The 23722-nt window shown below is 68.9% G+C and carries 18 protein-coding genes and 4 pseudogenes; 10 read left to right on the top strand and 12 right to left on the bottom strand.

The window, feature by feature from the left end; genetic code table 11:
• Positions 1-108: 108 nt before the first annotated feature.
• Positions 109-2343: an arylsulfatase gene (locus tag AB5J51_RS39220; RefSeq protein WP_369780013.1), complete on the bottom strand. Its 2235-nt coding sequence runs from the start codon at positions 2341-2343 to the stop codon at positions 109-111.
• Between the two features lie 509 nt (positions 2344-2852).
• Between AB5J51_RS39220 and AB5J51_RS39215 the strand changes: the two are divergent.
• Positions 2853-3282, top strand: a pseudogene (locus tag AB5J51_RS39215) (transposase); the annotation flags it as partial.
• 45 nt (positions 3283-3327) lie between these two features.
• Here AB5J51_RS39215 and AB5J51_RS39210 read toward each other — a convergent pair.
• From AB5J51_RS39210 to AB5J51_RS39200, 3 genes and pseudogenes are all read right to left on the bottom strand, one after another.
• Positions 3328-3606: pseudogene (locus AB5J51_RS39210) on the bottom strand (transposase); the annotation flags it as partial.
• Positions 3607-3742: 136 nt separating this feature from the next.
• Positions 3743-5011 (bottom strand): geranylgeranyl reductase family protein, encoded by a 1269-nt coding sequence (locus AB5J51_RS39205; RefSeq protein ID WP_369780012.1) that lies wholly within the window; start codon positions 5009-5011, stop codon positions 3743-3745.
• 657 nt (positions 5012-5668) lie between these two features.
• On the bottom strand, positions 5669-5815 hold the full coding sequence (locus AB5J51_RS39200) for a hypothetical protein (RefSeq protein ID WP_369780011.1): 147 nt from the start codon (positions 5813-5815) through the stop codon (positions 5669-5671).
• 104 nt (positions 5816-5919) lie between these two features.
• Between AB5J51_RS39200 and AB5J51_RS39195 the strand changes: the two genes are divergently transcribed.
• The 3 genes from AB5J51_RS39195 (at position 5920) to AB5J51_RS39185 (ending at position 11152) form a co-directional block, all read left to right on the top strand.
• Entirely contained in the window at positions 5920-7515 is a 1596-nt protein-coding gene (locus AB5J51_RS39195; protein WP_369780010.1) for a CocE/NonD family hydrolase, read from the top strand.
• A 199-nt stretch (positions 7516-7714) separates the two neighbouring features.
• Positions 7715-8863, top strand: a complete 1149-nt coding sequence (locus AB5J51_RS39190; RefSeq protein ID WP_369780009.1) for a macrolide family glycosyltransferase — start codon at positions 7715-7717, stop codon at positions 8861-8863.
• A 552-nt stretch (positions 8864-9415) separates the two neighbouring features.
• On the top strand, positions 9416-11152 hold the full coding sequence (locus AB5J51_RS39185; protein ID WP_369776515.1) for an IS1182 family transposase: 1737 nt from the start codon (positions 9416-9418) through the stop codon (positions 11150-11152).
• A 41-nt stretch (positions 11153-11193) separates the two neighbouring features.
• Here AB5J51_RS39185 and AB5J51_RS39180 read toward each other — a convergent pair whose 3' ends face one another.
• From AB5J51_RS39180 to AB5J51_RS39155, 6 genes and pseudogenes are all read right to left on the bottom strand, one after another.
• Positions 11194-11781, bottom strand: a complete 588-nt coding sequence (locus AB5J51_RS39180; protein ID WP_369780008.1) for an SMI1/KNR4 family protein — start codon at positions 11779-11781, stop codon at positions 11194-11196.
• Between the two features lie 43 nt (positions 11782-11824).
• Complete coding sequence (locus AB5J51_RS39175; RefSeq protein ID WP_369780007.1) at positions 11825-12421, bottom strand: transposase; 597 nt, start codon at positions 12419-12421, stop codon at positions 11825-11827.
• Between the two features lie 311 nt (positions 12422-12732).
• Positions 12733-13038 (bottom strand): annotated as a pseudogene (locus AB5J51_RS39170) (transposase); the annotation flags it as partial.
• A 526-nt stretch (positions 13039-13564) separates the two neighbouring features.
• On the bottom strand, positions 13565-13879 hold the full coding sequence (locus AB5J51_RS39165) for a hypothetical protein (RefSeq protein ID WP_369780006.1): 315 nt from the start codon (positions 13877-13879) through the stop codon (positions 13565-13567).
• 227 nt (positions 13880-14106) lie between these two features.
• On the bottom strand, positions 14107-15438 hold the full coding sequence (locus AB5J51_RS39160; protein ID WP_369780005.1) for an MFS transporter: 1332 nt from the start codon (positions 15436-15438) through the stop codon (positions 14107-14109).
• The gene (locus AB5J51_RS39155) at positions 15435-16196 is read right to left on the bottom strand and encodes an SGNH/GDSL hydrolase family protein (RefSeq protein ID WP_369780004.1); all 762 of its coding nucleotides are present in this window, start codon (positions 16194-16196) and stop codon (positions 15435-15437) included. Before AB5J51_RS39155 ends, AB5J51_RS39160 begins: the two co-directional genes overlap by 4 nt.
• A gap of 974 nt (positions 16197-17170) precedes the next feature.
• On the opposite strand from AB5J51_RS39155, the gene AB5J51_RS39150 reads away from it, so the two are divergent.
• The 3 genes from AB5J51_RS39150 (at position 17171) to AB5J51_RS39140 (ending at position 19352) form a co-directional block, all read left to right on the top strand.
• Complete coding sequence (locus tag AB5J51_RS39150) at positions 17171-17710, top strand: winged helix-turn-helix domain-containing protein (protein WP_369779849.1); 540 nt, start codon at positions 17171-17173, stop codon at positions 17708-17710.
• Entirely contained in the window at positions 17707-18243 is a 537-nt protein-coding gene (locus AB5J51_RS39145; RefSeq protein WP_369780380.1) for a transposase, read from the top strand. The genes AB5J51_RS39150 and AB5J51_RS39145 overlap by 4 nt, the downstream gene beginning before the upstream one ends.
• An 89-nt stretch (positions 18244-18332) precedes the next feature.
• Complete coding sequence (locus tag AB5J51_RS39140) at positions 18333-19352, top strand: wax ester/triacylglycerol synthase domain-containing protein (RefSeq protein WP_369780003.1); 1020 nt, start codon at positions 18333-18335, stop codon at positions 19350-19352.
• Between the two features lie 19 nt (positions 19353-19371).
• Here AB5J51_RS39140 and AB5J51_RS39135 read toward each other — a convergent pair.
• A protein-coding gene (locus tag AB5J51_RS39135; RefSeq protein WP_369776330.1) for an IS3 family transposase occupies positions 19372-20582 on the bottom strand; the annotation gives its coding sequence in 2 pieces (ribosomal slippage) (positions 19372-20291 and positions 20291-20582; 1212 coding nt in all).
• Between the two features lie 147 nt (positions 20583-20729).
• Between AB5J51_RS39135 and AB5J51_RS39130 the strand changes: the two genes are divergently transcribed.
• The 3 genes and pseudogenes from AB5J51_RS39130 to AB5J51_RS39120 form a co-directional block, all read left to right on the top strand.
• On the top strand, positions 20730-20975 hold the full coding sequence (locus AB5J51_RS39130) for a hypothetical protein (RefSeq protein ID WP_369780002.1): 246 nt from the start codon (positions 20730-20732) through the stop codon (positions 20973-20975).
• Between the two features lie 53 nt (positions 20976-21028).
• Positions 21029-22213, top strand: a complete 1185-nt coding sequence (locus AB5J51_RS39125) for an IS701 family transposase (RefSeq protein WP_369780001.1) — start codon at positions 21029-21031, stop codon at positions 22211-22213.
• Positions 22214-22493: 280 nt separating this feature from the next.
• A pseudogene (locus AB5J51_RS39120) lies at positions 22494-22610 on the top strand (transcriptional regulator); the annotation flags it as partial.
• Positions 22611-22640: 30 nt separating this feature from the next.
• On the opposite strand, the gene AB5J51_RS39115 reads toward AB5J51_RS39120, so the two are convergent.
• Positions 22641-23516 (bottom strand): hypothetical protein, encoded by an 876-nt coding sequence (locus tag AB5J51_RS39115; protein ID WP_369780000.1) that lies wholly within the window; start codon positions 23514-23516, stop codon positions 22641-22643.
• Positions 23517-23722 lie beyond the last annotated feature (206 nt).

Here is a 23722-nt window from a genome sequence, read left to right as displayed (position 1 = left end):
GCCGGTAGTGGAGTGCCTACCTTGGGCCTGCTGCACCCAGTGGATCGCCTCTCCTCGCACAGGTGTTGCCCACTGCGGGATTGGACCACTCCGTAGGCCACCCGTGGGTCACTGGCGGGCCATGTGCATGCGCATCTCGCTCTCCGCGTCGACGATGAGGTCGCCGGACAGGTCGACCGTGACGCTGTGGAGGGTGCCGGTGAAGCGGAACGGTGCCCGGTAGTCGGGGGTGACGGCCGATCCGGGGTTGGCACCGCAGGCCATGCCGCCCGGATTGAACGTGATCGGGGTGGTGACCGGCATCTCGGTCTCGCCGACGAGACGGCCGTCGATGTAGAGCTGGGCGCGGCCGGGTGCGCCCTTGCCGTGGGCGATGTCGGGGGCGCCGGTGGGCTCGAACTCGAAGCGCAGCGCGTGCCGCCCCTCGGGGACGGTTTCGCCGGAGGCGACGTGGTGCAGGGCCCGTTGGACGTAGTTGTGGGCGTAGTGGAGGTGGCCGTCCTTGACGTAGAGGGACCAGCCGCCGGCGTTGGTGCCCTGGCAGAGCAGGACGCCCTGCGCGCCGCCGGACGGGATCTCGACGTCGGCGGTGACGCTGTGCGGGCGGTTGAGAACCCGGGGGGCGACTGCGGCGGGCACGGCCTGGGTGCCGGAGCGGAAGGTGTAGCTGGTGCGGTTCTCGGTGATCTGCGGGCGCTCGGTCATGATGCGCTGCAGGACGCTGCCGTCGATCGGCATCACGTTGTACTTGCCGGCCTCCACATACCACAGAGCGATCATCTCGATGAGTTTGCCGCGGTGCTCCTGGGCGAGGTTTTTGGTCTCGGCGATGTCCTCGTCGACGTGGTAGAGCTCCCAGTGGTGGGCGTCGAGGTCGTCGAGGTCCGCCATCGTGATCGGAGTGCCGAACGGCCGCTCGGCCTCGGCGAAGGAGGGGCCGGGCCAGGGACAGACCGCCCGCCATCCGTCGTGGTCGATCGCCCGATGCCCGAGCATCTCGTAGTACTGGGTGCGGTGGCGGCTCACCGCGCCGGCGTCGTCGAAGGTGTGCGCGAAGCTGACCCCGTGCAAGGGCGCCTGGGTGACACCCCGGATGGTCGCGGGCGCCTCGATGCCGAGCACGTCCAGCACGGTGGGCACCATGTCGATGATGTGCGCGAACTGGTCGCGGATCTCACCGCGGGCCCGGATGCCGTCGGGCCAGTGGACGAGGAACGGATCGCTGACGCCACCGCGGTAGGTCTCCCGCTTCCACCGCCGGAACGGCGTGTTGCCCGCCCACGTCCATCCCCACGGGTAGTGGTTGAACGTGGTGGGGCCACCGAGCTCGTCGATTTGCGTCAGGCTCTCCTCCAGCGTCTCGGGCGCGTTGTTGAAGAACTGCACTTCGTTGGTGGTGCCGGTCACCCCGCCCTCGGCGCTCGCCCCGTTGTCGGACACCACCATGATCAGCGTGTTGTCGAACTCGCCGGTCTCCTTCAGGAAGTCCACCAGCCGCCCGAGGTGGTGGTCGGTGTGGGAGAGGAACCCGGCGTAGACCTCCATCATCCGCGCGGCAAGTCTCCTGGCCTCCGGGGACAGCGACTCCCACGTGGGCACGTCCGGATCGCGCGGGGACAGGCGGGCGTCGGCGGGCACCACGCCGAGCTGCTTCTGTCGGGCGAAGGTCTGCTCGCGGTAGGCGTCCCAGCCGTCGTCGAACCGTCCCCGGTAGCGGTTCGCCCACTCCTTGGGCACATGGTGCGGGGCATGCGTCGCACCGGGGCACAGATTCAGGAAGAACGGCTTGTCCGGGGCGACCTGCTTGGCGTCGGCGATGAACGACATCGCCCGCTCCACCAGGTCCTCCGTCAGGTGGTAGCCCTCCTGCGGCGTGGCCGGCGGCTCGACCTGGTGGTTGTCGTACACCAGGTCCGGATACCACTGGCTCGTGTCGCCGCCGAGGAACCCGTAGAACCGTTCGAAGCCCCGCCCCAGTGGCCAGCGGTCGTACGGCCCGGCCGCCGACTCCTGCTCCGAGGGCATCAGGTGCCACTTGCCGACCATGTACGTGTTGTAGCCGCGCTGCAGCAGCATCTCCGACAGGAACCCGTTCTCGAACGGGATCTGCCCGTTGTAGCCCGGGTAGCCGGTGGCCAGCTCCGTGATCGCCGCCATGCCGTTGGCGTGGTGGTTGCGGCCCGTGATGATGCAGGAGCGCGACGGCGAGCACAGCGCGGTGGTGTGCATGTTGCTGTACAGCAGCCCGCCCGCGGCCAGCGCGTCCAGATTCGGCGTCTCGATCGGACTGCCGTAACAGCCGAACTGCCCGAACCCGGTGTCGTCGAACACGATGAACAACACGTTCGGCGCACCCGCCACCGCCCGCACCGGCTGTGGCCACGCCGGACTCGACTCATCGGTCGTCCGCCCGATCACCCCCGGAAACCGCTGCCCCGGCCTGTACTCACTCCACGACGACTGCGCCATCCTTCTCCGTCCCACCAGCGGCACGAGCACCGGTGATGTGTGTGCTGCTCTGCGGCCTGCAACGACCACAGAGCCCTGCCGCGACGCGGGATCCGTACCCGCCGGCCGGGCAGGAGGCCCCGGCCGGGGCCACGGTCCTGGGCTGCTCCACGCTAGGACGCCGCCACCACCACGGCGAGCCGGCTGCGCCGTCTGGCCCTCCATGCGAGAAGGCGCTACGGGGCGGGGTGTAGGCGACGGTGCCCCCGCCCCAGCCGGCCGCGACGTCGCACAGCCGGTCCTGCTCGTCCGGGTGGTGGATAGGCTGGACAGGTCAACAGGCTCCTTCCCAGCACCCGGTCGCTGCAACGCCTTGCAGCTGAGCTGCGGGTCTCTGCGAGGTCCTCGCCGCGAGGATCGAGGAACTGCTGGAGGCACACCCTCTTTCGAAGGTCCTGACGTCCATGCCGGGGATCGGCGTCAGGACCGGAGCCCGCATCCTCATCGACGTCGGCGACGGATCCAGCTTCCCGTCCGCCGCCCACCTCGCCGCCTATGCGGGCCTTGCCCCAGCGACCCGCAGCTCGGGCTCCTCGATCCGCGGCGAACAACCCTCCCGGAGAGGAAACAAGCAGCTCAAAACGGGCCTTCTTCCTCTCCGCGTTCGCCGCTCTGACCGACCCGGTCTCCCGGGCCTACTACGACAAGAAGATCGCTCAAGGCAAGCACCACACCCAAGCACTGCTCTGCCTCGCGAGACGACGAGCCGACGTGCTCTTCGCGATGCTCCGCGACGGCACCTTCTACGAACCCCAACCCGCCCCATCACCTTGACCAAACCCATAGGGGCCCCACCCGGTCATACGGTTGCGGCCGCGGGACCCGCTTGCCTCGTGTTCCGTTGCGGGAGTTGCCGCCGTTCTTCCCGGCCGGGTCGTGCTTGTCATAGCCGAGGTGGTCGGTGATCTCGCCCTCCAGGGCGGACTCCAGCAACCGCTTCGTCAGCTGCTGCAGCAGCCCGCCCTCGCCGGTCAGCTGCAAGCCCTCGGCCTGGGCCCGGGACACCAAGTCGTCGATCAGCTGATCATCTACCGCCTTCGACGGCTCCGACTCAGACGACTCGACGGTCTCGGCCTCGGTCACATTCTCAATGGTCATCGGTGCATCTTCCATGATCGGGAGTTACACCGACCGAACGATTTACAGTCCCCGCCAGCGGCGAGATCGACTTCTCGACCGCAGCCGCATCCGATCCCGGGGTCGGGCAGCAGAACGCCGGGGCCGTCGTCCCGTTCTACCTGGAGCCGGGCGAGGCGCGAGGCGCGGCGGAAGGCGCTGCTCTCGTGAGCGCGGTGATGACGCGGTCGAGGGCATCTTTGCTGTGCGGGTCCGGGAGGTTGCCCAAGAGCTTGACCAGCGCAGGTTGGAGGGCGGATCGGCTCATGATGTGCGTGGTGAAGAGCTTCATGATGCGGGGGTGGCTGAGGGCCTGGATCATGAGGCGTCCCACCGTGAAGTATCTGCCGTAGGCCTGACGCAGGGCATCGGGATAGCTGAGCAGGACCTCCTCGCGTAGGGCGGCGGTGTGCCGGGAGCGGGCGCTGGTAATGGTTTCGGCGGTGAGGCGGCCGGATTCCATGGCGTAGTCGATGCCCTCGCCGCTGAGCGGGTTGATCACGCCGGCGGCGTCTCCGATCAGGAGCATGCCGGGGATGTACTGGGGGTGCCGGTTGAGGCCGGCGGGCAGTGGGGCCCCGCGGACGGGGCTTGTGGCATGGGCGTCATCGAAGTGCCAGGCGGCCGGCAGACGTGCGATCAGGTCGTCGAAGAGCATCCGGTGATCGCTTTTGGATGTGCGGTTGATGTGGAAGGTGCCGGCCCCGACGTTGAAGGACCCATCGCCGACGGGGAAGACCCATCCATAGCCGTACGGCTGGTAGGTGCGGCCGCGCTGGTCGCGGGCCTGAAGGCCCACCCACAATTCGAGATGGTCCTCGTTGCGGTGGGGGGCTTGGTAGTAGCGGCGCACTGCTACGCCCATGGGGCGGTCTTTGCGCTGCTGGAGGCCGAGGGCGACGGCGAGGCGGCTGGAGGCGCCGTCGGCCGCCACGACTAGGGGCGCCCGGTAGGTGTGAGTGACGCCGCCACGTTGCGCGACGACACCAGCGACGCGGCCCGTGCGCGCCTCCATGAGAGGGGAGGTGACCTTGGTGCCCTGCAGCAGGCGTGCTCCGGCCGCTGTGGCGGTACGGGCCAGGAGATGGTCGAAGTCGTGGCGGGTTCGCACGAGCCCGAAATCGGGAAAGGGTGCCACGCTGAGCCAGGGCTGCTCGAACATGTAGCCGGGGCCGTGGACACGCAGCCCTCGGGTGCGCACCCAGCCATCGCCGTCAACGTCGACACCCAGGGCGAGAAGTTCTTTGACGGCACGCGGAGTCAGGCCGTCGCCACAGATTTTATCCCTGGGGAAGACAGCCTTCTCCAACAGCAGAACATCGTGGCCGGCCTGGGCCAGGTGGAAGGCGGTGGTACAGCCGGCAGGACCTGCACCGACCACGATCACATCGGCGCTGTCCTGGTCGCGGTGAGGGGACATAGGCTGTCTCTCTGTGGGGTCGCCCCGACGGGCAGTGGGGCTTTCGCGTATCAACCCTCAAGGGGCCGGATCCGTCACGCCTGGCCGCCGCAACACCAGGACACCGCCCATCACCCCAAACGGCGCGAACCCCGACGCGGCCAGCCGCTGCACAGTCATCTTGTACGCGCCCTCCCCCTGGCCCCGCCAATGCCTCGGCGTCGCCCCCCGCCACCCGCCCGGACAGGCAGTCCTGGTCAGGAACACCCCGAGCATCCGCACCGAGCCCCACAGCACGGCGAAGCCCAGGCGCGTGGTCCCGCCCTTCTCCCGCTGCCCGAAGCAGCGGGCCAGGCGGCGGATGCCCCCGCCATGCCGTGTATAGCGTCACTCGTCCAGCTCAACGACGTGATCCACTTCCGGCAACGGGCCACGGGCAGACGCGGCCATGGCCGCCGTCACCTCTTTGCAGCTCGAGTCCTGTCCCCTGCGGCCGGTGCGCGTTCGGGGCTCCCGCCGGGCCCGCCTCGCCGCCGAGCCGACCCCCGGCCCCGGCGCCGCGCCGCGCCCGAGGGTCCCGCGGTACCACGCTCCCCCGGCCGCCGGCCCCTGGGAACCGGAACGAGCGCGATCGCTGACCTGGCGTCACCCAGCCGCGGCCACGGGCCCGTGGCGGCCCGTCTGGTCATGGCGGCCGAGGACGAGGAGCTGCGGGCGGGTCAGGGTGCCGGTGATCGCGCCGACGATCATCTCCGTGGTGTCGCGTCTTCTGATCTTGGTCCTTCTCTGCACTTCACCCCCATACGCACAGGCGTAACGGTCCGGTGTCAGGTTCGTTGGATCATCATGATCAAGAACAGGCTCGGGCCGGTCTGCGCTGGCGCTGTGGTCGTACGGTGAGCGGCGTGCGTTGGCGGTGCACCGCTTCGGTGGCCATGTTGGTTTCTTTTCTGGCGGCCCACGGCTCGGTCGGTCACGCGGCGGATCATGGAGGCGGCCCCACGGCGGGCAGCGCCGCGCGGGACGGTGAACCTGTCTCGGTCTCCGCCACCACGCTCACCATGAGGGATGGCACACGGATTGCCGCCGAGGTGCACGTTCCTGCGGCACCCGGCCCGCATCCGCTCATCGTGATGCCCGGCGCGTGGTGGGCCATGCCGCAGGACACTCTGCTCGACGACAAGAAGCAGCTGGCGGCAGCCGGCTACGTGGTCGTCTCCTACGACCCCCGGGGGCTGCGCCGCTCGGGCGGGGCGATCGACATGGCAGGGCCCCTGGACGTGGCGGACGTCTCCGACGTCATCACGTGGGCGCTGGCCCACACTCCGGCCGACGAGCGAAGGGTCGGGCTGTACTCCTCCTCCTACGGTGCGGCGGTGAGCCTGAACGCGGCAGCGCACGATGCCCGCGTCACGGCGGTGGCGGCCATGTGCCCGTGGACCGACCTGTTCGAGTCGTTCGTGCACAACAACACCCATGCCGGAACGATCGCCACGTTCCAGGCGGCGCTCGGAGCGCTCAACGGCCGGATGAGTCCTGCGACGCGTCAGGCCTTCGAGAGCCTGAGGACCGGTAGCGACACGGTCGGAGTGCGGGCGTGGGCGCTCGAACGTTCGCCTCGCGCCGTCGTCAGCGCGCTCAACGCACGCCGGACGCCGGTGTTCATGGCCGGGGAGTGGAGCGACCCCCTGGTGCCGGCCGGGCAGACCGGAAGGCTGCTGGACCAACTCAGCGGCCCCAAGCAGTTGTGGATGAGCCCGGGCGGACACGGTGACTCCAGTTCCCGTGAAGCCACCGTGCTGCAGCCGCAGAGCGCGGTCCGCCACCATGCGACACGGTGGCTCGACCGCTTCCTCCTCGGCCGTCCCAACGGCGTTGACCGTCTTGCGCCGCTCATGCTGCGACCGCGTAACGCCGAGCGGGTGGAGACCTATCCGAGCTGGTCCGCGCTGGAGCGCTCGCCCCTGGCGGTGCCTGTGCGGGCACATTCGGGTGACGGTTCCCAGCGTCTGGTCGCCGGCCTGGACTCGCCCGCCGATTCCGGCCTGTTCCCCGTCGCGGGACTGATCGACAGGCTCGGGCTGCCGCCCACCACTGTGCTTCCCCCGCTCGCTCCGCCGCTGGCGGCCGTCTGGCGCAGCGCTCCGCTGAGTTCCCGGTGGTCGCTGCGCGGATCGCCCCGGGTGCGCACCCGTGTGACCTCCACCGCCGACCGGGGCACCTTCGTGTCCTACCTGTATGACGTGGACGCGCTGGGTGTGGCCCGGCTGGTCAGTCACGCCCCGTACACGTTCACGGGTGTGGCGCCGGGTGCGCCGGTCGAAGTGGACGTGCTGATGCCCGCCGCGGCGTGGGACGTGGCGCCGGGGCACCGGTTGGCGCTCGTCGTCGATGGCGGCGACCACCGTTACACCAGCGTCAGCCCCCTCGGGTCATCCATGAGCTTCTCCGCGGCCGGCACGCGCCTCAGCGTTCCTGCCCGCACCGGATGACAGACCCGGCAGCCGTGGCTGCCGCCGGCTCCACGCGGAGGTGAAAACGCGCGCGGGGCGGTGTCCGTGGGCGCGGGCCCGGCGTTGGCCAGGCGGCAAGTTCGTTCTTGGGCGGCTCAGGTGCCGCGCGGTGAAGTCTGGGGTGATGGTCATGCAGGATGTTCTGGCCGATGGTGAGGGACGTGGGCGTCATGTGGCCGTGTTCAACGTGCCGATGCACGGCCATGTGATCCCCACCCTGGCGGTCGTACAGGAGCTGGTGGACCGTGGTCACCGGGTGAGCTACGCGGTGACCGCCGAGTTCGCGGAGGATGTGCAGGCCGTGGGCGCGGTTCCCGTGCTGTATGACGCGCCTGCGGTGGGTGAGGCGCCTGAGGACATGGCCGAAGGTGTGACCGGGGCGGTCGTGGTGAACGTGGCCGCGCTGCCGCAGCTGGAGGAGGCGTTCGGGCAGGACGTCCCGGACGTGGTGCTGTCCGATGTGTACGCGTGGGCGGGGCCGCTGCTTGCGGCCCGCTGGGGAGTACCGGCCGTACAGCTGGCTCCGACGCACATCCCGTACGACGGTCTGGTGCAGGAGTTCTTCGGGCTCGAGGACATCGCGCAGATCCCCGGGTTTCCCGAGCTCGCCGGAGCGCTGGAGGAGTTCGGTGTGCCGGGCGGGGTCCACGCGCTGACTCTGGCGCCGCCGCGGACGATCGCGTTCTTCCCCCGCTCGTTCCAGCGGCTGCCGGAAACGGTGCGGGCGGGAGAGGCGCACTGGGTGGGCCCGGCCATCTCCGACCGGTCCTTCCAGGGCCGCTGGCAGCGGCCGGAGGGCGGCAAGCCGGTGCTGTACGTGTCGCTGGGCTCGCAGTTCAACCGGCGCCCGGAGTTCTACCGGTCCTGCCTTCAGGCGTTCGAAGGCCTGGGATGGCACGTCGTGATGAGCGTGGGTGCCGAGGTGGCGGCCGCCGGACTCGGCTCCGTGGGAGACGGATTCGAGGTGCATGCAAGCGTGCCCCAGCTCGACGTCCTGGCCTCCACTTCGGTGTTCGTCACGCACGGCGGGATGGGCAGCCTCATGGAGGCACTCTCGCTGGGGGTGCCTGTGGTCGTGGTGCCGCAGATGGCGGAACAGCGGGTCAACGCCGGACAGGTCGAGCAGCTGGGTGTGGGCCGCTACCTGCCACGGGAGCAGGTCACGGCGCAGGCCCTGCGCGAGGCGGTGCAGGCGGTCGCGGACGATCAGCGGATCGCTGACGCCGTGGCGGGACTTCGGAAGGAGATCGTCGAGGCTGGGGGCGCTGCGGCCGCGGCTGATGTGGTCGAGAAGGTCCTGGCGGACACCCCGATGGTGACGGGCTGAACGCGGCGCACGGGCGGGGCGGGGCTTCCTCCTTAGGCTGAGGCCCCGCCCGCCTGGCGCCGGTCAGAGCACGGCTCGGGCAGCAGGGCCCAGCGCGCTGCGCGTTCTCCGGAGTGCCGCCTATGGACGGGCGCGCCGCGGTTGTCGCCGATGCGGTTCACAGCTCACTCGTCGGCCGGCTGCGTGAGGACACTCCGCGGAACACATGGCTGGCGCCGCACCCGGCAGGCGCCCCATAGCGGCCGTGCGGCCGTGGACGGAGACCTGGTCAACGGCTGCTGCTTCGCCGGAGTTAGCCGATGGCGTGGCTTTATTCACTGTAGCGAAGCCCGTTCTTCATGGCTTCGGGAGGCACCCGCCGAGGCGGGATGTCGATGTTCACGAGACCGGGTTCTGGCTCACATTCCGGATGCTGTTGGTGATCTTCGCTCGGTGGGGTGAACCCCCTTCGACGTGCTTTCGTGCTGGCGGTTGGTGTGCTGCTGTTGTCGAGCGGGGTAGTTCTGCCGGTCGGAGGGGGCCGGGATGGCAATGGGGTGTGGTTCCGGTCGGGTGATTCCGCCGCTGACGGTGAAGATGGCCCGGGCGAGCAATCCGCGGGGCACGGCAGCGATGTGGATACGTGACCGCCTGGACGAGTTGTTCGTCGACGAGGACTTCGCTGCTTGGTATCCGGCGGACGGGCGCCGGGGTCTGTCGCCGGCTCGGCTCGCGCTGGTATCGGTGCTGCAATACACGGAGAATCTGACCGACCGGCAGGCGGCAGAGGCCGTCCGGTGCCGCCTGGACTGGAAGTACTGCCTGGGCCTGGAGCTGGACGATGCGGGCTTCGACTTCTCGGTGCTGAGCGAGTTCCGTGACCGGCTGGCCGAAGAGGACCGCGCAGACCGGCTGCTGGCTGTGATGGTCGAACGTCTTGCGGCTGCGGGCCTGGTCAAACGCCGTGGCCGGGTCCGCACCGACTCGACCCACGTGCTGGCGGCAGTACGCCGGCTCAATCGGGGTGAACTGGTCGCCGAGACACTGCGGGCGGCTCTGGACGAGCTCGTTGCACACGGCGAGGAATGGCTGGCTGGGCTCGTCACTGCGGACTGGGGTGACCGCTACGGCCGCCCAGTCCGCTATGACCGGCTTCCCCGCGGAGGAGATGCCCTGATCGCCTACGTCCTGCGGGTCGGCGGGGACGGCATGCACATCCTGCGAGCCGTCCATGATGCCGATGCCCCACCCAGACTGCGTGCATTGCCCGCTGTTGAGGTTCTGCGGCAGGTCTGGGTCCAGCAGTACTGGCTCGACGAGGACGGACGACTGTGCTGGCGGGGACCGAAATCCAGCCGGGACCGGGCAAGCCGCAGGACAACCGAACGTCGCAACACGGGCAAGGCATCAGCGGACGGCAGACCCGATCCCGCTTCGGCGCGAGTGCCATGGTCGGGCCTCGAGATCGTCACCCCGCACGATCCCGAGGCCCGATACAGCCAGAAAGTCACCGCCGCCGGACAGCAGGACTGGATCGGCTACCGCGACCACCAGACCGAGACCTGCGACGAGACCGGCCCGAACGTGATCGTCCAGGTCACCACTCGGCCGGCGCCCGAGCAGGACATCGACGCCCTCGACCGGATCCACCTGGGACTGACCACGCAGGGGTTCCAGCCCACCGAACACGTCGTTGACAGCGGCTACATCTCGCCGGACAGCATCCACCACGCCGCCCAGCAGTGGGACATCACACTCTTCGGACCAGTCCGTGACGACCCGCAGGCCGGCAAACGGCCCGGATTCGCCAAGCAGGACTTTCACATCGACTGGCAAGCCCGCACCCTGACCTGCCCCAACGGCGTGACGAGTCCGCCATGGAAGCCCACACTCGGCGACGGCCACCCCCGGCTCTCCGTGCTCTTCCCACGCAAGGCCTGCCGCGAATGTGCCGACCGGCTCAAATGCACCGGCAACGTCGAAGGCAAGGGCCGACACGTCTTCCTGATGCCACAACCTCTCCAGGAGATCCAGACGCAGAACAGGGCCGACCAGACGACAACCGAGTGGCGCCGGAGATACGCGATCCGCGCAGGCTGCGAGGCCACCGTGTCCGAAACCGTTCATGCCCACGGCCTGCGGAACTGCCGCTACCGCGGCATGGCCAGAACCCACGTCCAACACGTGCTGACGGCAGCCGGAACGAACATCATCCGACTCAGCGGCTACCTCTCACCGGGCATCGCACCGCCCAGCAAAGCGCGGCCGAGGAGCCGCTTCCAGCAGCTCTGCCGCAACCTGCCCACCTAAGATCACCAACAGCATCCATTCCGTGGAGCGGTTGCGGAGAGTCAGATCTTCGGAGCCATGCGATGGCGGTTTGGATGGGCACGAAGTCGAGGCGAGGTGAGTTCCAAGGCCCGGTTGTCGCGTCCGGCGCTCATGTGGCTGAGCCAGCGTTCGTACCAGTCGAGGAAGTCGGTGGCGGAGGAGACGTTGGGGCCCCAGTACCCGTCGCTGTTACCAATGAGGACGCGGCCGGTGAGTGGACCAGTCACCGCGAGGACGCATACGTCAGTGCAGCCCATCTCGATGATGTGGAGGAAAAGGTCGCCTTCGTGTGCCCCGGAGCCCGCGCGGGTGAAGCCGCGGGGTGTCCCTGCTGCTTCGCGCGGATTCATAACCAGCAAGGAACAGTGCTCCAGCGGCACGAGACCGTAAAAAGGGGCCGCGCCTGAGCCCCCGATGTTCGTGATGAACTGCCGATAGGCTTCAGGAAGAACGATGTCGCGCTCGGCCTCAAACGAAACAACACGTGCTTCCGCCAGCTTCGGGCCGAGGCAGAACTGGTGTTGCTCTTCCCCGAAGGAGTGGCTGCGCAGCGGCTGGAAAGGGATCGCGGCCAGCTTGCGACGCAAGCGGGGTATGCGGGGATCCATGGTGCATCTTCTCTCGTCCCCGTCACCCTACGGGTGGCTGCGGTCAGCTGGCCAGAAGAACCCTCTTCCGCAGGAGAGCGAAGCCTGCGCGGCCGAACATCTGGCGTTTGAGCATCTTGATCCGGTTGCCGTGGCCTTCGACGACGCCTGAGCTCCAGGGCAGGGTGAGGCCGGCGATGACTGCATCGCGGTCGCGGTCGATGCCTGCGGCGAGGGTGTGGAGGCCGGGGAGGTCATCTTGTCGGACGGCATCGAGCCACTGCGGCAGCCGTTCGCCCTGGCGCTCGGTGAGCATCTGGCCGAAGGAGCGGACGTGGCCGGTGAGGGCGTCCAGTTCAGGGCAGTGGACCAGAACGGCCTTGAGTCGAAGGTGCTCCGTCTCGGTGAGGGTCTCCGGCCGGCGGAGGATCCATCCGGCGACGACCCGGGGTGATGGCGGCCGAGCGGTGACGGGGCCTGGCGAGAGCCGCTTCTCCCGGAAATAGGCGCGAACCCGCTGGTAGCTGCCCTGATAGCCGAGCGGCACGATCTCCTCCCCCACCCTCCAGGCGTTCGTGCAGCCTTGGTTCCAGCGGTCATCCAGGTAGGGCTTGAAGGCGTCGAGTTTGGATGGCCGGCCCTGCCACTGCCCCTGGAACAATTCCTCCGGGGTGGCTCGTCGGCCAAGAGCTTGACGGTGCGGGAGGTCGTCCGGAGTTGGCGGCCGATCGCCCTCCGGCTGAGCCCGGCGGCCAGCAGTTTGTGGACGGTCGCGTGGTTGACGCGGGTGCGGTCGGCGAAGCGGTGTCCTCTCGGCCAGGGCGAGCCGGAGGGGTCCTCGAACCTCTTCGGATCGGGGGCAGGCTGGGCTGGATCTGGCGCCAGGACCTGCAGGCATCCGCGGTGGTCTGCGACGCACCGCTCTGCAGCCTCGCTCAGGTTGTGCCAGAGATGCCACCTGTCCGCGACCTGCACCGCCTGCGGTGCCCCGGCCGTGGCACCTTCGGCAAAGAACGGTGCCCGATCGCGGCAGACCACCTCCACCCCGGGCCGTTTCGCGAGCCAAGCGGCCAGGCTGGGCGCCTCCCGGTCGGGCAGCAGGTCCACTGGACGCCGGCTTTCGACGTCGACCAGGACGGTCCCGTAGTGGCGGCCTTTGCGGGTCGCGTACTCATCGACGCCAACCACCCGCGGGGCTGGAACTTCGGGGTCGGGCAACGCTTCGACCAGCCTGAGCACCGTACTCCGGCTGACAGACACGCCGAAGGCTCTCGCCATGCGAGCACCGGCCCGGCCAGCGAGCGCGAGGCCCACCGCGGCCAGCGTCGACCGCAGGCGCTCGGGAACAGCAACTCCTCCAGCCGGAGCACCACTTCTTCCACGGGCCGAACTGTCAGCCACACCACACCCCGTACGGATCAATTCCGGGCATCTTCCCCGGGCCCGCTCGCCCGACGATCATGACTCAGAGTGCATGCTCCACGGAAAGTGAGCCAGAGCCCGAGACCGAAGACAGCGAGCAACAGGGGCCGTGAGACGGCGTTGAAGCCGCGCCCCCGGCGGCCCTCAATGCAGCCAGGCTCGCGGGTGGCAGCCAGTTGGCCGCCGGGGGCGGTGGCGTCCAGGCGCTCGTGCAATCAGGTGAAGCCGATTCTGTTCGCGCGGTCCGCTGTTCTGGCGGGCCAGCTGCTCCGCGCCAGACCCCCGGGCCTGCCGCTCATGGAACGGGCGGCCCGGGGGTGGATCGGCCCGACGTCAGCCGGGCGCGTCGTGCGACTTGGTGGTGCGGGGCCGTGAGCTCGCCTCAGTTGCCGATGCCGGAGCTACCGAGGCCGGAGTTTCCGATGCCGTGGCTGCCGATGCCCGTGTTGGCAAGGCCCGCGTTGCCCAGACCCCAGTTGGCGACGCCCGCGTTGCCGACGCCGTCGTTGAGCGCGCCCGCGTTGCCGACGCCTTCGTTGAGTGCGCCCGCGTTGCCGACGCCCGAGTTCCCGAAGCCTGAGCTGCCCACGGAATGGCCCGGCCCCGTGTCGTCGGCGCTGGCCGCGCCGGCGCCGACGACAGCCAGCACCGCCGCGGCGCCCAGCGCCGTCGTCACGCGGAGAAGAATTGCATGCATATTCGAATACCTCCTATTTCGGACATCTTTACTTACTATCCCTAGCACGCGGCCATGCCCAATACAGGGAGGAATGCCCCGAAGCTGCCGTGTCGCCCAGAGGTCTCGTCCGACGGCGTGCGGGTCACGGGTCCACGGTCCAGAGGACCGCTCAACGCCTGGGCGGCCGGTGCCGGTGCGCCAGCCGACCATGCTCTTCGACGTGCACAAAGCCAATGGCGGGTCCGTCAGAGCACCGCTGGCCGCGCGGGCGCGGCCGCCTCTGGGGCAGCGGCGCCGGCCGGCTTTCCGGCAGGGAAGCGGTTGCGGGCCGGCCCGGTCGCGGCCGCCGCAAGGATTCCGAGCCCGGCGGTTGCCGCACCGGCCCACAAGACCGCGGCCAGACCGTGCGTGAACATGGCCGGGCCCGCCGTGGAACCGCTGTACGTGAACAGGACCGTGGACGCGCCGACCCCGGCCAGTGCGCCGATCTCCCGGACGGAGCTGTTGACCCCCGACGCGGCGGCCGCGCACCAGTCCGACGTGTTGGCCAAGAGGGCTTCAGGCGCCGCGGTGAAGAAGAGAGCCATTCCCATCCCGCCGGCCAGCAGACCGGGCAGCTGCATCACATAGTCCGAGTGCGGGGTGAGAACCAGCGCGAACCACCCCGAGCTCGCCGCGGTCAGCAGAAAGCCGGCCACGAGGACGGGGCGCGCGCCGGTACTGCCCATCATCAGCCCTGCCAGGGGAGCCACCACCAGCGGCATGGCCGTCCAGGGAAGGATCCGCAGGCCCGCTTCCCACGGGCTGTGGCCCTGGACGGCCTGGGGGAACTGAGCCAGCCAGAACACCGTCCCGAACACGCCGGCGTGTATCAGGAACCCGCAGGCGTGCACCGCCAGGAGACCGCGGGAGACGCCAGAACGCGGCCAAAGCCTCAGCACTGTGCTCTGCCTTGCGGCGGCCGGCCGGGACCTCGTCGATGCGGGGGCTGCGGCATGGGTGCTGGGCGGCTCCCGCAAGAAAACCCGCGCCGCCGCTGCCAGGAGGCAGCCGAGAGGCACGTTGATCCAGAAGACGTACTGCCAGCCGCCCCACTGGACGACGGCGCCGCCCACCAAGGGGCCGACCGCCACCGCCAGCCCGCCGAGGGCTCCCCAGACCCCCAGCAGTACCGGCCGCCGGTGGACGGGCACGGCGGCGGCTACCAGGGTGAGGCTCAGCGGCATGATCGCAGCGGCCCCCGTTCCCTGCACCACGCGCGCCAACGTCAGGGATCCTGCCGTGGCTGAGCAGGCGGCCGCTGTGGAACCGGCGGTGAAGAGGACCAGAGCCGCTGTGAACATTCGCAGCTGCCCGACCCTCGCGGCGAGCCTGGTCACCAGCGGCGGCAGGACGGCGACCGGCACGAGGTAGGCGTTGACGAACCAGCCGGCCGCCGCTGCGTCGGCGTCCCGGCCGAGGTCGGAGCGGATCGCGGTGAGCGCGGTGAGCAGCACCAGGTGATCCAGCCCGCACAGAAAGACCGCCAGCCCTGTCACCGCGCAGGCCGGCCAGGCGGTATGCCGCCTTGCGGTCATACCGGCTCCCGCTCGGCCCCCGACGGCCGGGGCGCGCCGCGAAGGGTGCGCGGCAGGCGGATCTGAGCCGGGGCGGGGGCCGTGGCCGGCACGGCCGCCTCGCGTGGCGCGCCCTTCTGGGCGCCCGCGGCCGGCATGCCGGCGCGCCGCGCGACGAGCGACCGGCGCAGCCAGGCCTCGCCCGCCCCGGCTACTGCGGAGCCGGCCAGCCGGAGATAGACGCGGTAGCCCTCGGGTGACGGATGGAAACCGTCGGGGCAGTAGAGGTGTGCCGGACGCCGCCGGAACGCGTCGGTCTCCAGCGCGACGACCCGCCCGCCCGCGGCCAGCACGGCAGCCGACTGGAGCCGGGCCAGCCGGCGCGAGCGAACGGAGGCAACCGCCGCTACGCCGCGGCGCAGGGCAGGAGCCGCACCGATGTCCGCGCACGAACCCACCACCACCTCCCACCCCGCACTGCGGAGCTCGCGTACGTAGCGGCCCAGGCGAACCGCGGACCGGCTCACAGGAGCCGGCAGCATCACGTCGTTCCCGCCGATGAGAATGAACGCCACGCCCGGAGCGGTCCGGCCGGACACGGCCCGAACCTGCCGGCCCAGCGCCGCTGTCGTGGCTCCCGCCCGGGCCAGCACGTCCAGCTCCACCGCGCACTCGAGCCGCGAGGACAGCATCCCGGCCAGTTGCGCACCGATGGTGTCCTGCCGCTCCAACACGCCCACGGTCACCGCGGACGAGTCCCCCAGCAGCACGAACGGCATTGCCGATCCGCCGCCGGGACCATAGCGGCCGCAAGGCGACACCACCCCACGCGCGTCCCACAGCGGCTGACGCAGCAACACAGCCGCATAAGGCTTCACCAGAGACTTCAGCAGTCGGCGGCGCACTCTCTTCCACGCCTCCATCGGCACATCGGAACGCATGACAAGTCCCCATCTCAGCGACGGCAGTAGGTCCCCAGCTCGTTCGAAGCCCTCCGACACCGGGCAGACGGCGCGCCCAGCAGACACGCAGGCAGCGAACATCCGTTTAAACGATCAAGAAGTGGTGAGGACACGGAACCGGACGGGACACCACACCAGCCCCAGGTGGTCGACGCTCGTCTTTCGTTCCAGGAGCTGGCTCTGCTGCTGTGTCCCAACCCAATGCATGTGGATCTTCCATTTCACGATGCGTCATACAACGTGCCCGCAGGTCAGCTGCTTCACCACCGGCGTACAGCGCCGGCTCGACCCGCGCGCCCCGTTTTCGACCTCGGCGTGGAATGGGCGTGACACGGGCAGCAGCCAATCGTTGAACCCGGCGGCCAGCGACGGCCACGGCAGGAACGCCCCGAGGCCCCCTACGGCTCGGGGTCTTCCTCTTGCCCCTCTAGCCCGCCTACACAGCCGCACAGTGCCCGCCGCTGTCAAAGAGGGCGGATCGTCCTCGTGATCGCCTCGGTGATCAGAGATGCGCGGCGGGGGACGGCGCCCCCCTATCGGCTGGACCAGGCCCGCGTCCTGCCCTCATGGAAGGTCGACTCTGCCCTGAGTCGGCCCGGCCACCCCGTGCTGAGGCTCACGGAGGCGAGGTGCACCGGGAGCGTGGCGTCGGCTGTCCTCGAGTTCATGAAGCGAAGATCAGCCGTCGCGTGTCTGCGGCTCGTGACCTTTGCCCGGTGTGGTCGGTTACTGAGGATTTCGCGTTGTCGTCGGGTAGTGACGGTTCATGATCCCTGCGGTATGCCGGTGAGGTGAGGTATCCAGAGGGTGGGGGCCTGACGGCTGAGCGTCGGGCGTTTCGTGAGGGGATCCGGCTTCAGGCCGGGATGCGGTTCGCGGCGGGTGAGAAGACCGCGGTGATCGCGAAGGATCTGCGGGTGAGTGTGCGGTCGGTGGAACGCTGGCGTCGTGCCTGGCGCGAGGGCGGCATGGAGGGCTTGCGCTCGGCGGGTCCGGCGAACGCCCCGACCGTCACCGACGCCCAGTTCGCCGTGCTCGAGGAGGAACTCGGCAAAGGCCCCTCGGCGCACGGCTTCGACGACGAACGCTGGACGCTGGCCCGGGTCCAGACGCTGATCCGCCGCCGGCTGCGGCTGACCCTGTCGGTGCCGACGGTGTGGCGGCTGCTGAAACGGCACGGCTGGTCCTGGCAGGCACCCGCCCGCAGAGCCCTCGAGCGTGACGAGCACGCGGTGGAACTGTGGAAGAAGGAGGTCTGGCCACGGGTAAAAGCCTCGCGGCGGCGTCCGGGGCATGGCTCGTCTTCGAGGACGAGGCCGGCTTCTCGATGACTCCGCCCCGGGCCCGCACCTGGGGCCGACGCGGACAGACCCCCGTCATCCGCGTCCGCGGCCGTTCCCGCCGCCGGACCTCGGTCGCCGCGCTGTGCTGCTACAAACTCGGCGAGAAGAGCCGCCTCATCCACCGACCCCGCAACCATCTCCTGCTCAAGGGCGCCCGCAAGAGCTTCTCCTGGAAGGACTACCGCGACCTCCTGGTCCGCGCGCACATCCAACTCGACGGCCCCATCGTGGTGGTTTGGGACAATCTCAACACCCACCTGGCCGCCGGGCTGAAGCGGTACGAGGCGGAGCACGACTGGCTCACCACCATCCGCCTCCCGGCATACTCACCAGACCTGAACCCGGTCGAGGCCGTCTGGTCACTCGTGCGCAGAGCGATGGCCAACACCGCCTTCGACACACCCGACGACCTCGACCGCACACTCCGCCGCGAGCTACGCAGAATCCAACTCCGGCCCCACCTTGTCGACGGCTGCCTCACCGCCACCGGTCTGGCCATCAACCCACCGACCCCACCCTGAAATCTTCAGTAGCTCTTCGCTGTCCTCAGGAACGCACACGCCTTCGCGGGGGTGCCGCATCGCGCCTTCGCCATCCTTTGGGGATCACAATGATCCAACAACCAAATGCGCTCGACGGCTGCTTTTTCACCTACGAACGGCAGCAGCACAATGTGCGGCCCTATATCGGAGTAGTCCTGCGTGCGACTGGCACGGCCCCGAGCCTGAATCGGGTGAGGGAGCAGGTTGGCGAGCGGATCGAACGGATGCCGACTTTGGCGTGCACAGTTACCAAGCAGAAGCGGCGGACGGTGTGGGAGTCGGACCCGGACTTCGACCCGCATCGCCACGTGCACGAAGTCTGCCTCGCGGGCTGTACCAGCACGCTCGAGGAAGCCGTGGACTCGCTGTTGCGCGCCACCGTCCCCGACAGATCACCGCGTTGGGAAGTGTGGCTTATTCACGGGTACTCCCCCCGCGAATACGCGCTGTTCTACCGTGCGCATCACGGCGCCCAGGACGGACAGGCACTCATGGACGCGGTCACGGCCCTCTTCGGTACAGGACCTGCCGATGTGCCACGCGTCGCCGTACCTCCCGTCGGCCTTCCCTGGGCGCAGCGGATTCCGGTGCGAGCCGTCACCCGGAGCGTGGCCGACCGGATGCAGACCTTCGGGCCCTCTCTCGCCTGGTCGACGAAGCGCACCTTGACGGGTGAGGCACAGCTGATTGCGGCCGCTGTACCGGCTTCGTTGCTGCGCGAGGCGGGGCGGGCCCTGGGAGCCACGTCGAATGACATCTGCCTGGCCGCCCTGGCAGCCGCTCTTCGCAGTTGGATGCCCGAAAGCTGGCTGGCCCCCCATCAGCGTGAACGTGACCTCCACGTGGGGTTGCCCATCAGCGTTCGGTACCCGGAAGAACGATTCTCGGTAGGCAACCGCTTTTCGGCCATCCGTGTTCCGCTGTCGTTCTGGGAGGAGTCGGCAACCGCGCGCGTGGCCGCCATCACACGGACTACCAGCCGGGTGAGGACCGAAGGGATGAGGCGGGTGCTGCGAGCGCAGTTGAGCCTCCCAGAGTGGCTCATCTACCGCATCGTCCGGCAAGCCGCCAACGCGCGGGGGCCTTGACCCCGGATTTTGAACACGTCTATGCGGCTTGGGCCAGGGTAGTTGCTGCTGGTCGGAGGGTGTTCTCGTAGGCGATCGGAGACCGCTGACCGAGGCGGGAGTGCCGGCGCCGGGTGTTGTAACGGGTCAGCCAGCGGAAGGCGTCGAGCCTGGCCTCACGCTCGCTCGACCAGGCCTTCCGGCCTTTGAGCGTCTCCCTCTTGAAGGCGGCGTTGAAGCTTTCCGCGGCGGCGTTGTCCGCGCTGGACCCGATCGCGCCCATGCTCTGCAGGACCCCTGCTGACCTGCAGGCTTCAGCGAAGGCCCTACTCGTATATTGCGAGCCGTGATCGGTGTGCATGATCGCTCCAGCCAGGCTCCCGCGGGTTCGCTCGGCGGCCGCCAGGGCATCGGTGACGAGCTCGGCTCGCATGTGATCGGCGATCACCCACCCGGCCAGCCGGCGTGAGGCGAGGTCGATGACGGTCGCGAGGTAGAGCGGCTTCGCGCCACTGACCGGCAGATACGTGATGTCTCCTACGTACTTCGTGTTCACTACGACCGCGGTGAAGTCACGGCCGATCAGATCCGGCGCCTTCGCCGCGGCCTGGTCCGCGACGGTGGTCTGGTGCCGGCGGCGCAGACGGACCCCCTCAAGTCCGATGGTCCGCATGATCCTCGCGACGCGCTTGTGGTTGACCGCCGGGCCGCCCTCGTCACGGAGTTCGGCAGTGATTCTGGGGGCTCCGTAGGTGCCGTCGGAGTCCTGGTGAACCTTGCGTATCCGAGCCGCGAGCCCGGCCTCGACGTTCTGCCGGGCCGCCCTCGCGGCCGCGGTGCGGCGCCAGTAGTAGAAGCTCGAGCGGGAGAGGCCGAGGATGTCGCAGAGCCGCTTCACGCCGTGACGGCGCTGGTGATCTTCAACGAACTGGCAGCGGTTCACCAGCGCGTCTCCGTCGCGAAATACCGGGCCGCCTTGCGGAGAATGTCGCGCTCTTCCTCCAGCTCACGGATCCTCTTGCGTGCCGCGGCCAGCTCCGCCTGAACGTCGTCACCGCCATCCCGGGCAGCGGCCGGCGGTGCGGAATGGGCGCCGGGCCGGCGCCCGTCGGCGGCCCGGATCCAGTTTCGCAGTGTCTCGGTGTTCACCCCGAGATCAGCCGCGACCGACTTGATCGTCGCTCCCGGCCTCGACCGGTACAACGCGACCGCGTCCGCCTTGAACTCGGCGGGATAGTGCTTCATCCCCACGGGGACTCCGTTCTCCTGGACCATCAAGATCCAAGTGTCTCCGGTGTCCAAAACCCGGGGTCAAGGCCCCGGAACGGATTGGACAGTACTGGTCTGCTGCGTATCCCCGGCCGGCTGGCGCTCGGTGCGGACCCAATCAAGACAGCGGTGCCCACGCTCTTCCTGCACGAGGGACGCATCCTCGCGGTGTCGTTCCTGTCCTACGGGGGACAGGTCGTCGTCAGCTTCACCATCGACCGTGCGCTGGCGGACCTCGGGGACCTGCCCGCCCTCTGGGCGGGTGCCGTCGAACAACTCTGGCGAGAGGGCAAACACCGCCCACAAGCAAGTACGGGCGACAGTTCCACGAGCATCACACTGCCCAGACCAATCAGTGCGCGGAAGCACGTCTAGTACTGCAACGGTGTTTGCCGTGACGGTTGGGCAGTTCGGTCGTTGTTCAGGTCATGGGTGGGGAACTTGCAGATGCCCGGTTGTGGGCTGGTGAACTGAAGGCTTTGCATGAGCGGTTCGTGCACCGTTTCTCCAGGTCGGAGCCGCGGGAGTCGGCTCTTGCCTATATGCGGGGACTGATAGCTCCGCTGGAACGGAAGAACGGATGGACGCTTGCCGAGGAGGCCGGGCATGGGGGTCCGGACCGGATCCACCGGCTGCTGAACCGGATCGACTGGGACGCCGATGAGGTCCTGGCCGACGTGCGGGACTACGTCGTCGAGCACCTCGGAGACCCGGAAGCGGTGCTGATCGTGGACGACACGGGGTTCCTGAAGAAGGGTGTCCGCTCGGCCGGGGTCCAACGCCAGCACTCCGGCACCGCCGGGCGGACAGAAAACTCCCAGATCGGAGTGTTCCTCGCCTATGCCGGCGGCCGGGGCCGCACGTTGATCGACCGCCGTCTGTATCTGCCCACGTCATGGACGGAAGACCGGGAACGGTGCCGGGCTGCCGGCATTGAGGACACGGTCGCCTTCGAGACGAAGGTGGTGATGGCCAAGGCCATGGTCCGCCGGGCGATCACAGGCCGGATTCCGTTCCGGTGGATGACCGCGGATGCCGCTTACGGCTTCTCCAAGGGCTGGCGCACGGAGCTCGAGCAAGCCGACGTCTTCCACGTCATGGCCACCACCCGGCACGACACCGTCGTCACCCGCTGGGCGATCGACCATCCCGTCCACGACCTGTTCCCCGGTCTCCCGAGGCAGAAGTGGAAACGCCGTTCCTGCGGGATGGGGGCCCATGGCCCGCGGGTCTACGACTGGGCGAGAGTCGAGGTGAGGCCCTGGCACCGCGAGGACCGCCGGCACTGGGTGATCGCCCGCCGCAGTGTCCGCCGGCCCGAGGAGATCTCCTACTACATCGCCTACTGCCCCGCCGAGACCACACTGGATGAGCTGATCCACGTCGCGGGAAGCCGGTGGGCGGTCGAGGAATGCTTCCAGACCGCGAAACAGGAGTGCGGCCTGGACGACTACCAGGTCCGCCGCTACGACGGCTGGCACCGCCACATGACCCTGGCCATGGCCACCCACGCCTGCCTCACCGTCCTGCGAGCCCGCGAACTCCAGACGGGCAAAGCAGAAACGGATCCTCCCAGCTCATACCCCTCACCCTGCCCGAACTCCGACGCCTGATCAGCCGGCTCACCCGGCCCCGCCCGACCATCGACCACGTCCTGCACTGGTCACACTGGCGCCGGCGACGACAGTTCCAGGCCCGCGTCAGTCACTACAAACGACGCGGCCACACACCACCAGAAACTGCCCAACCATCACGACCAGCACCGTTGCAGTACTAGGCCGTGTCCGATGGGTCCTGTGGGTCGCCTCGCGCTGGATCGTTGCGGTCGGTGTGGGGCGAGGGGATCGTTCAGACGACGCTGGAGCGGCATCTGCCGCGTTACCGCGGTCGGGGTCGATGAAGACCCTGTCGGCGCACATGCAGCCGATGGCGGTGCAGGCCCTGGTGACGGCCTTCCAGCGATCGCTGTGGGAGGAACTGAGGGCGGCGTTCACCTCGGAGACCGGGTGAACGCCGCCTGCGGGTGCTCTGCTCGCGGGCTCACACACCGCCCGCGAAGAACGTCCAGCCCGAGGAGACCCCGGCAAGTGGTCCGACGTTGGCGTAGGTGTTTCTGCTGAGCTTGGAGGTCCACGCGGTGCCGTCCGTCTTGTAGAAGATCAGGCTGTCCGAGGTCCGGCCCTCCTCCTCCCACATGCCCGACGTGCCGATGTCGCGGAACCCGCCGAGCCTGCCGTCGGTCGCCGTGGCGATGCGGTACCGGAGTCCCGAACCGTTGTCCGCGAGGGCCAAGACCGTGTCCTTGGTCGCGACCAGGGCACCTAGGTCCTCGGTGCCCCTGCCGTTCACATGCGTGTAGACGCCGCCCTTGAGGGTCCCGTACCCGACTTCGCCGGGCTTCGTGAAGACCGCCGTGTCACACGAGGCGGCGATGGACTCCCAGCCCGTGCTGAAGTTGTCGTACGAGCGGACGTGCTGATACCGGCCGTTCTTCAGTGTGCCCGTGCCCCCTTGGCCGTTGTCGGCGTTGTAGAAGAGGGCCGAGTCGCCCGACGCCACGGCGTTGGTCCAGCCCGTCGAGAAGTTGTCGTAGGTCTGGACGCGGGTGTACTGCCCTCCCTTGAAGGTGCCGCTCTCCCCCGCTCCGGTGTCGGCGTTGTAGAACAGCATCGAGTCGCGGCTCGCGACGCCGTGCGTGTACCCGTCAGGAACCTCGATGTTCGAGCCGTAGCGCCAGCGCCCGGCCGACAGGGTGCCGGTGCCCACGGCTCCGGTGTCCTTGTTGTAGCCGAGGAGCGAGGTGCTCGGGGTCGTCTGGTTGCAGAACGCCGAAGCAGCGGCAGCGGGCGCCGCCGGAACGGCCGGCATGACGGCCATCACGGAAGTGGCAAGTGCGGCCATAAGGGTTTTCTTCATGGGTCTCCCCGCTTCTTCGCACGTGAACGGGTGATCCCCCCAGCTGTGCACGGTCGGAGAAGGACACGTGCCCTGTTCATCGTGCGCCGCGTCCGGCGCCGTCGCATCTCGGGCGCCGGACACGCGCGAGGGGGCTGGCCGGCTACTGCTCTGACCGCATAGGTTCGCCCGGGTTGGTGGTCGTGGCGGTTGGATGTGGGTGACGT

It is taken from the genome of Streptomyces sp. R33 (assembly GCF_041200175.1).
Taxonomy (GTDB): Bacteria; Actinomycetota; Actinomycetes; order Streptomycetales; family Streptomycetaceae; genus Streptomyces; species Streptomyces katrae_B.
The sequence above is the reverse complement of the archived record's forward strand: the minus strand, read 5'-3'. Positions and strand labels throughout refer to the sequence as shown.

Bases quoted from the DNA above. Each gene is read 5' to 3' on its own strand.
- AB5J51_RS39180 (WP_369780008.1), bottom strand. From the start codon at position 11,781: ATGGATCCCCGCATACCCCGCTTGCGTCGCAAGCTGGCCGCGATCCCT.
- AB5J51_RS39165 (WP_369780006.1), bottom strand. From the start codon at position 13,879: ATGCATGCAATTCTTCTCCGCGTGACGACGGCGCTGGGCGCCGCGGCG.
- AB5J51_RS39160 (WP_369780005.1), bottom strand. From the start codon at position 15,438: ATGACCGCAAGGCGGCATACCGCCTGGCCGGCCTGCGCGGTGACAGGG.
- AB5J51_RS39155 (WP_369780004.1), bottom strand. From the start codon at position 16,196: ATGCCGTTCGTGCTGCTGGGGGACTCGTCCGCGGTGACCGTGGGCGTG.
- AB5J51_RS39145 (WP_369780380.1), top strand. From the start codon at position 17,707: ATGACTCCGCCCCGGGCCCGCACCTGGGGCCGACGCGGACAGACCCCC.
- AB5J51_RS39140 (WP_369780003.1), top strand. From the start codon at position 18,333: ATGATCCAACAACCAAATGCGCTCGACGGCTGCTTTTTCACCTACGAA.
- AB5J51_RS39125 (WP_369780001.1), top strand. From the start codon at position 21,029: ATGGGTGGGGAACTTGCAGATGCCCGGTTGTGGGCTGGTGAACTGAAG.
- AB5J51_RS39115 (WP_369780000.1), bottom strand. From the start codon at position 23,516: ATGAAGAAAACCCTTATGGCCGCACTTGCCACTTCCGTGATGGCCGTC.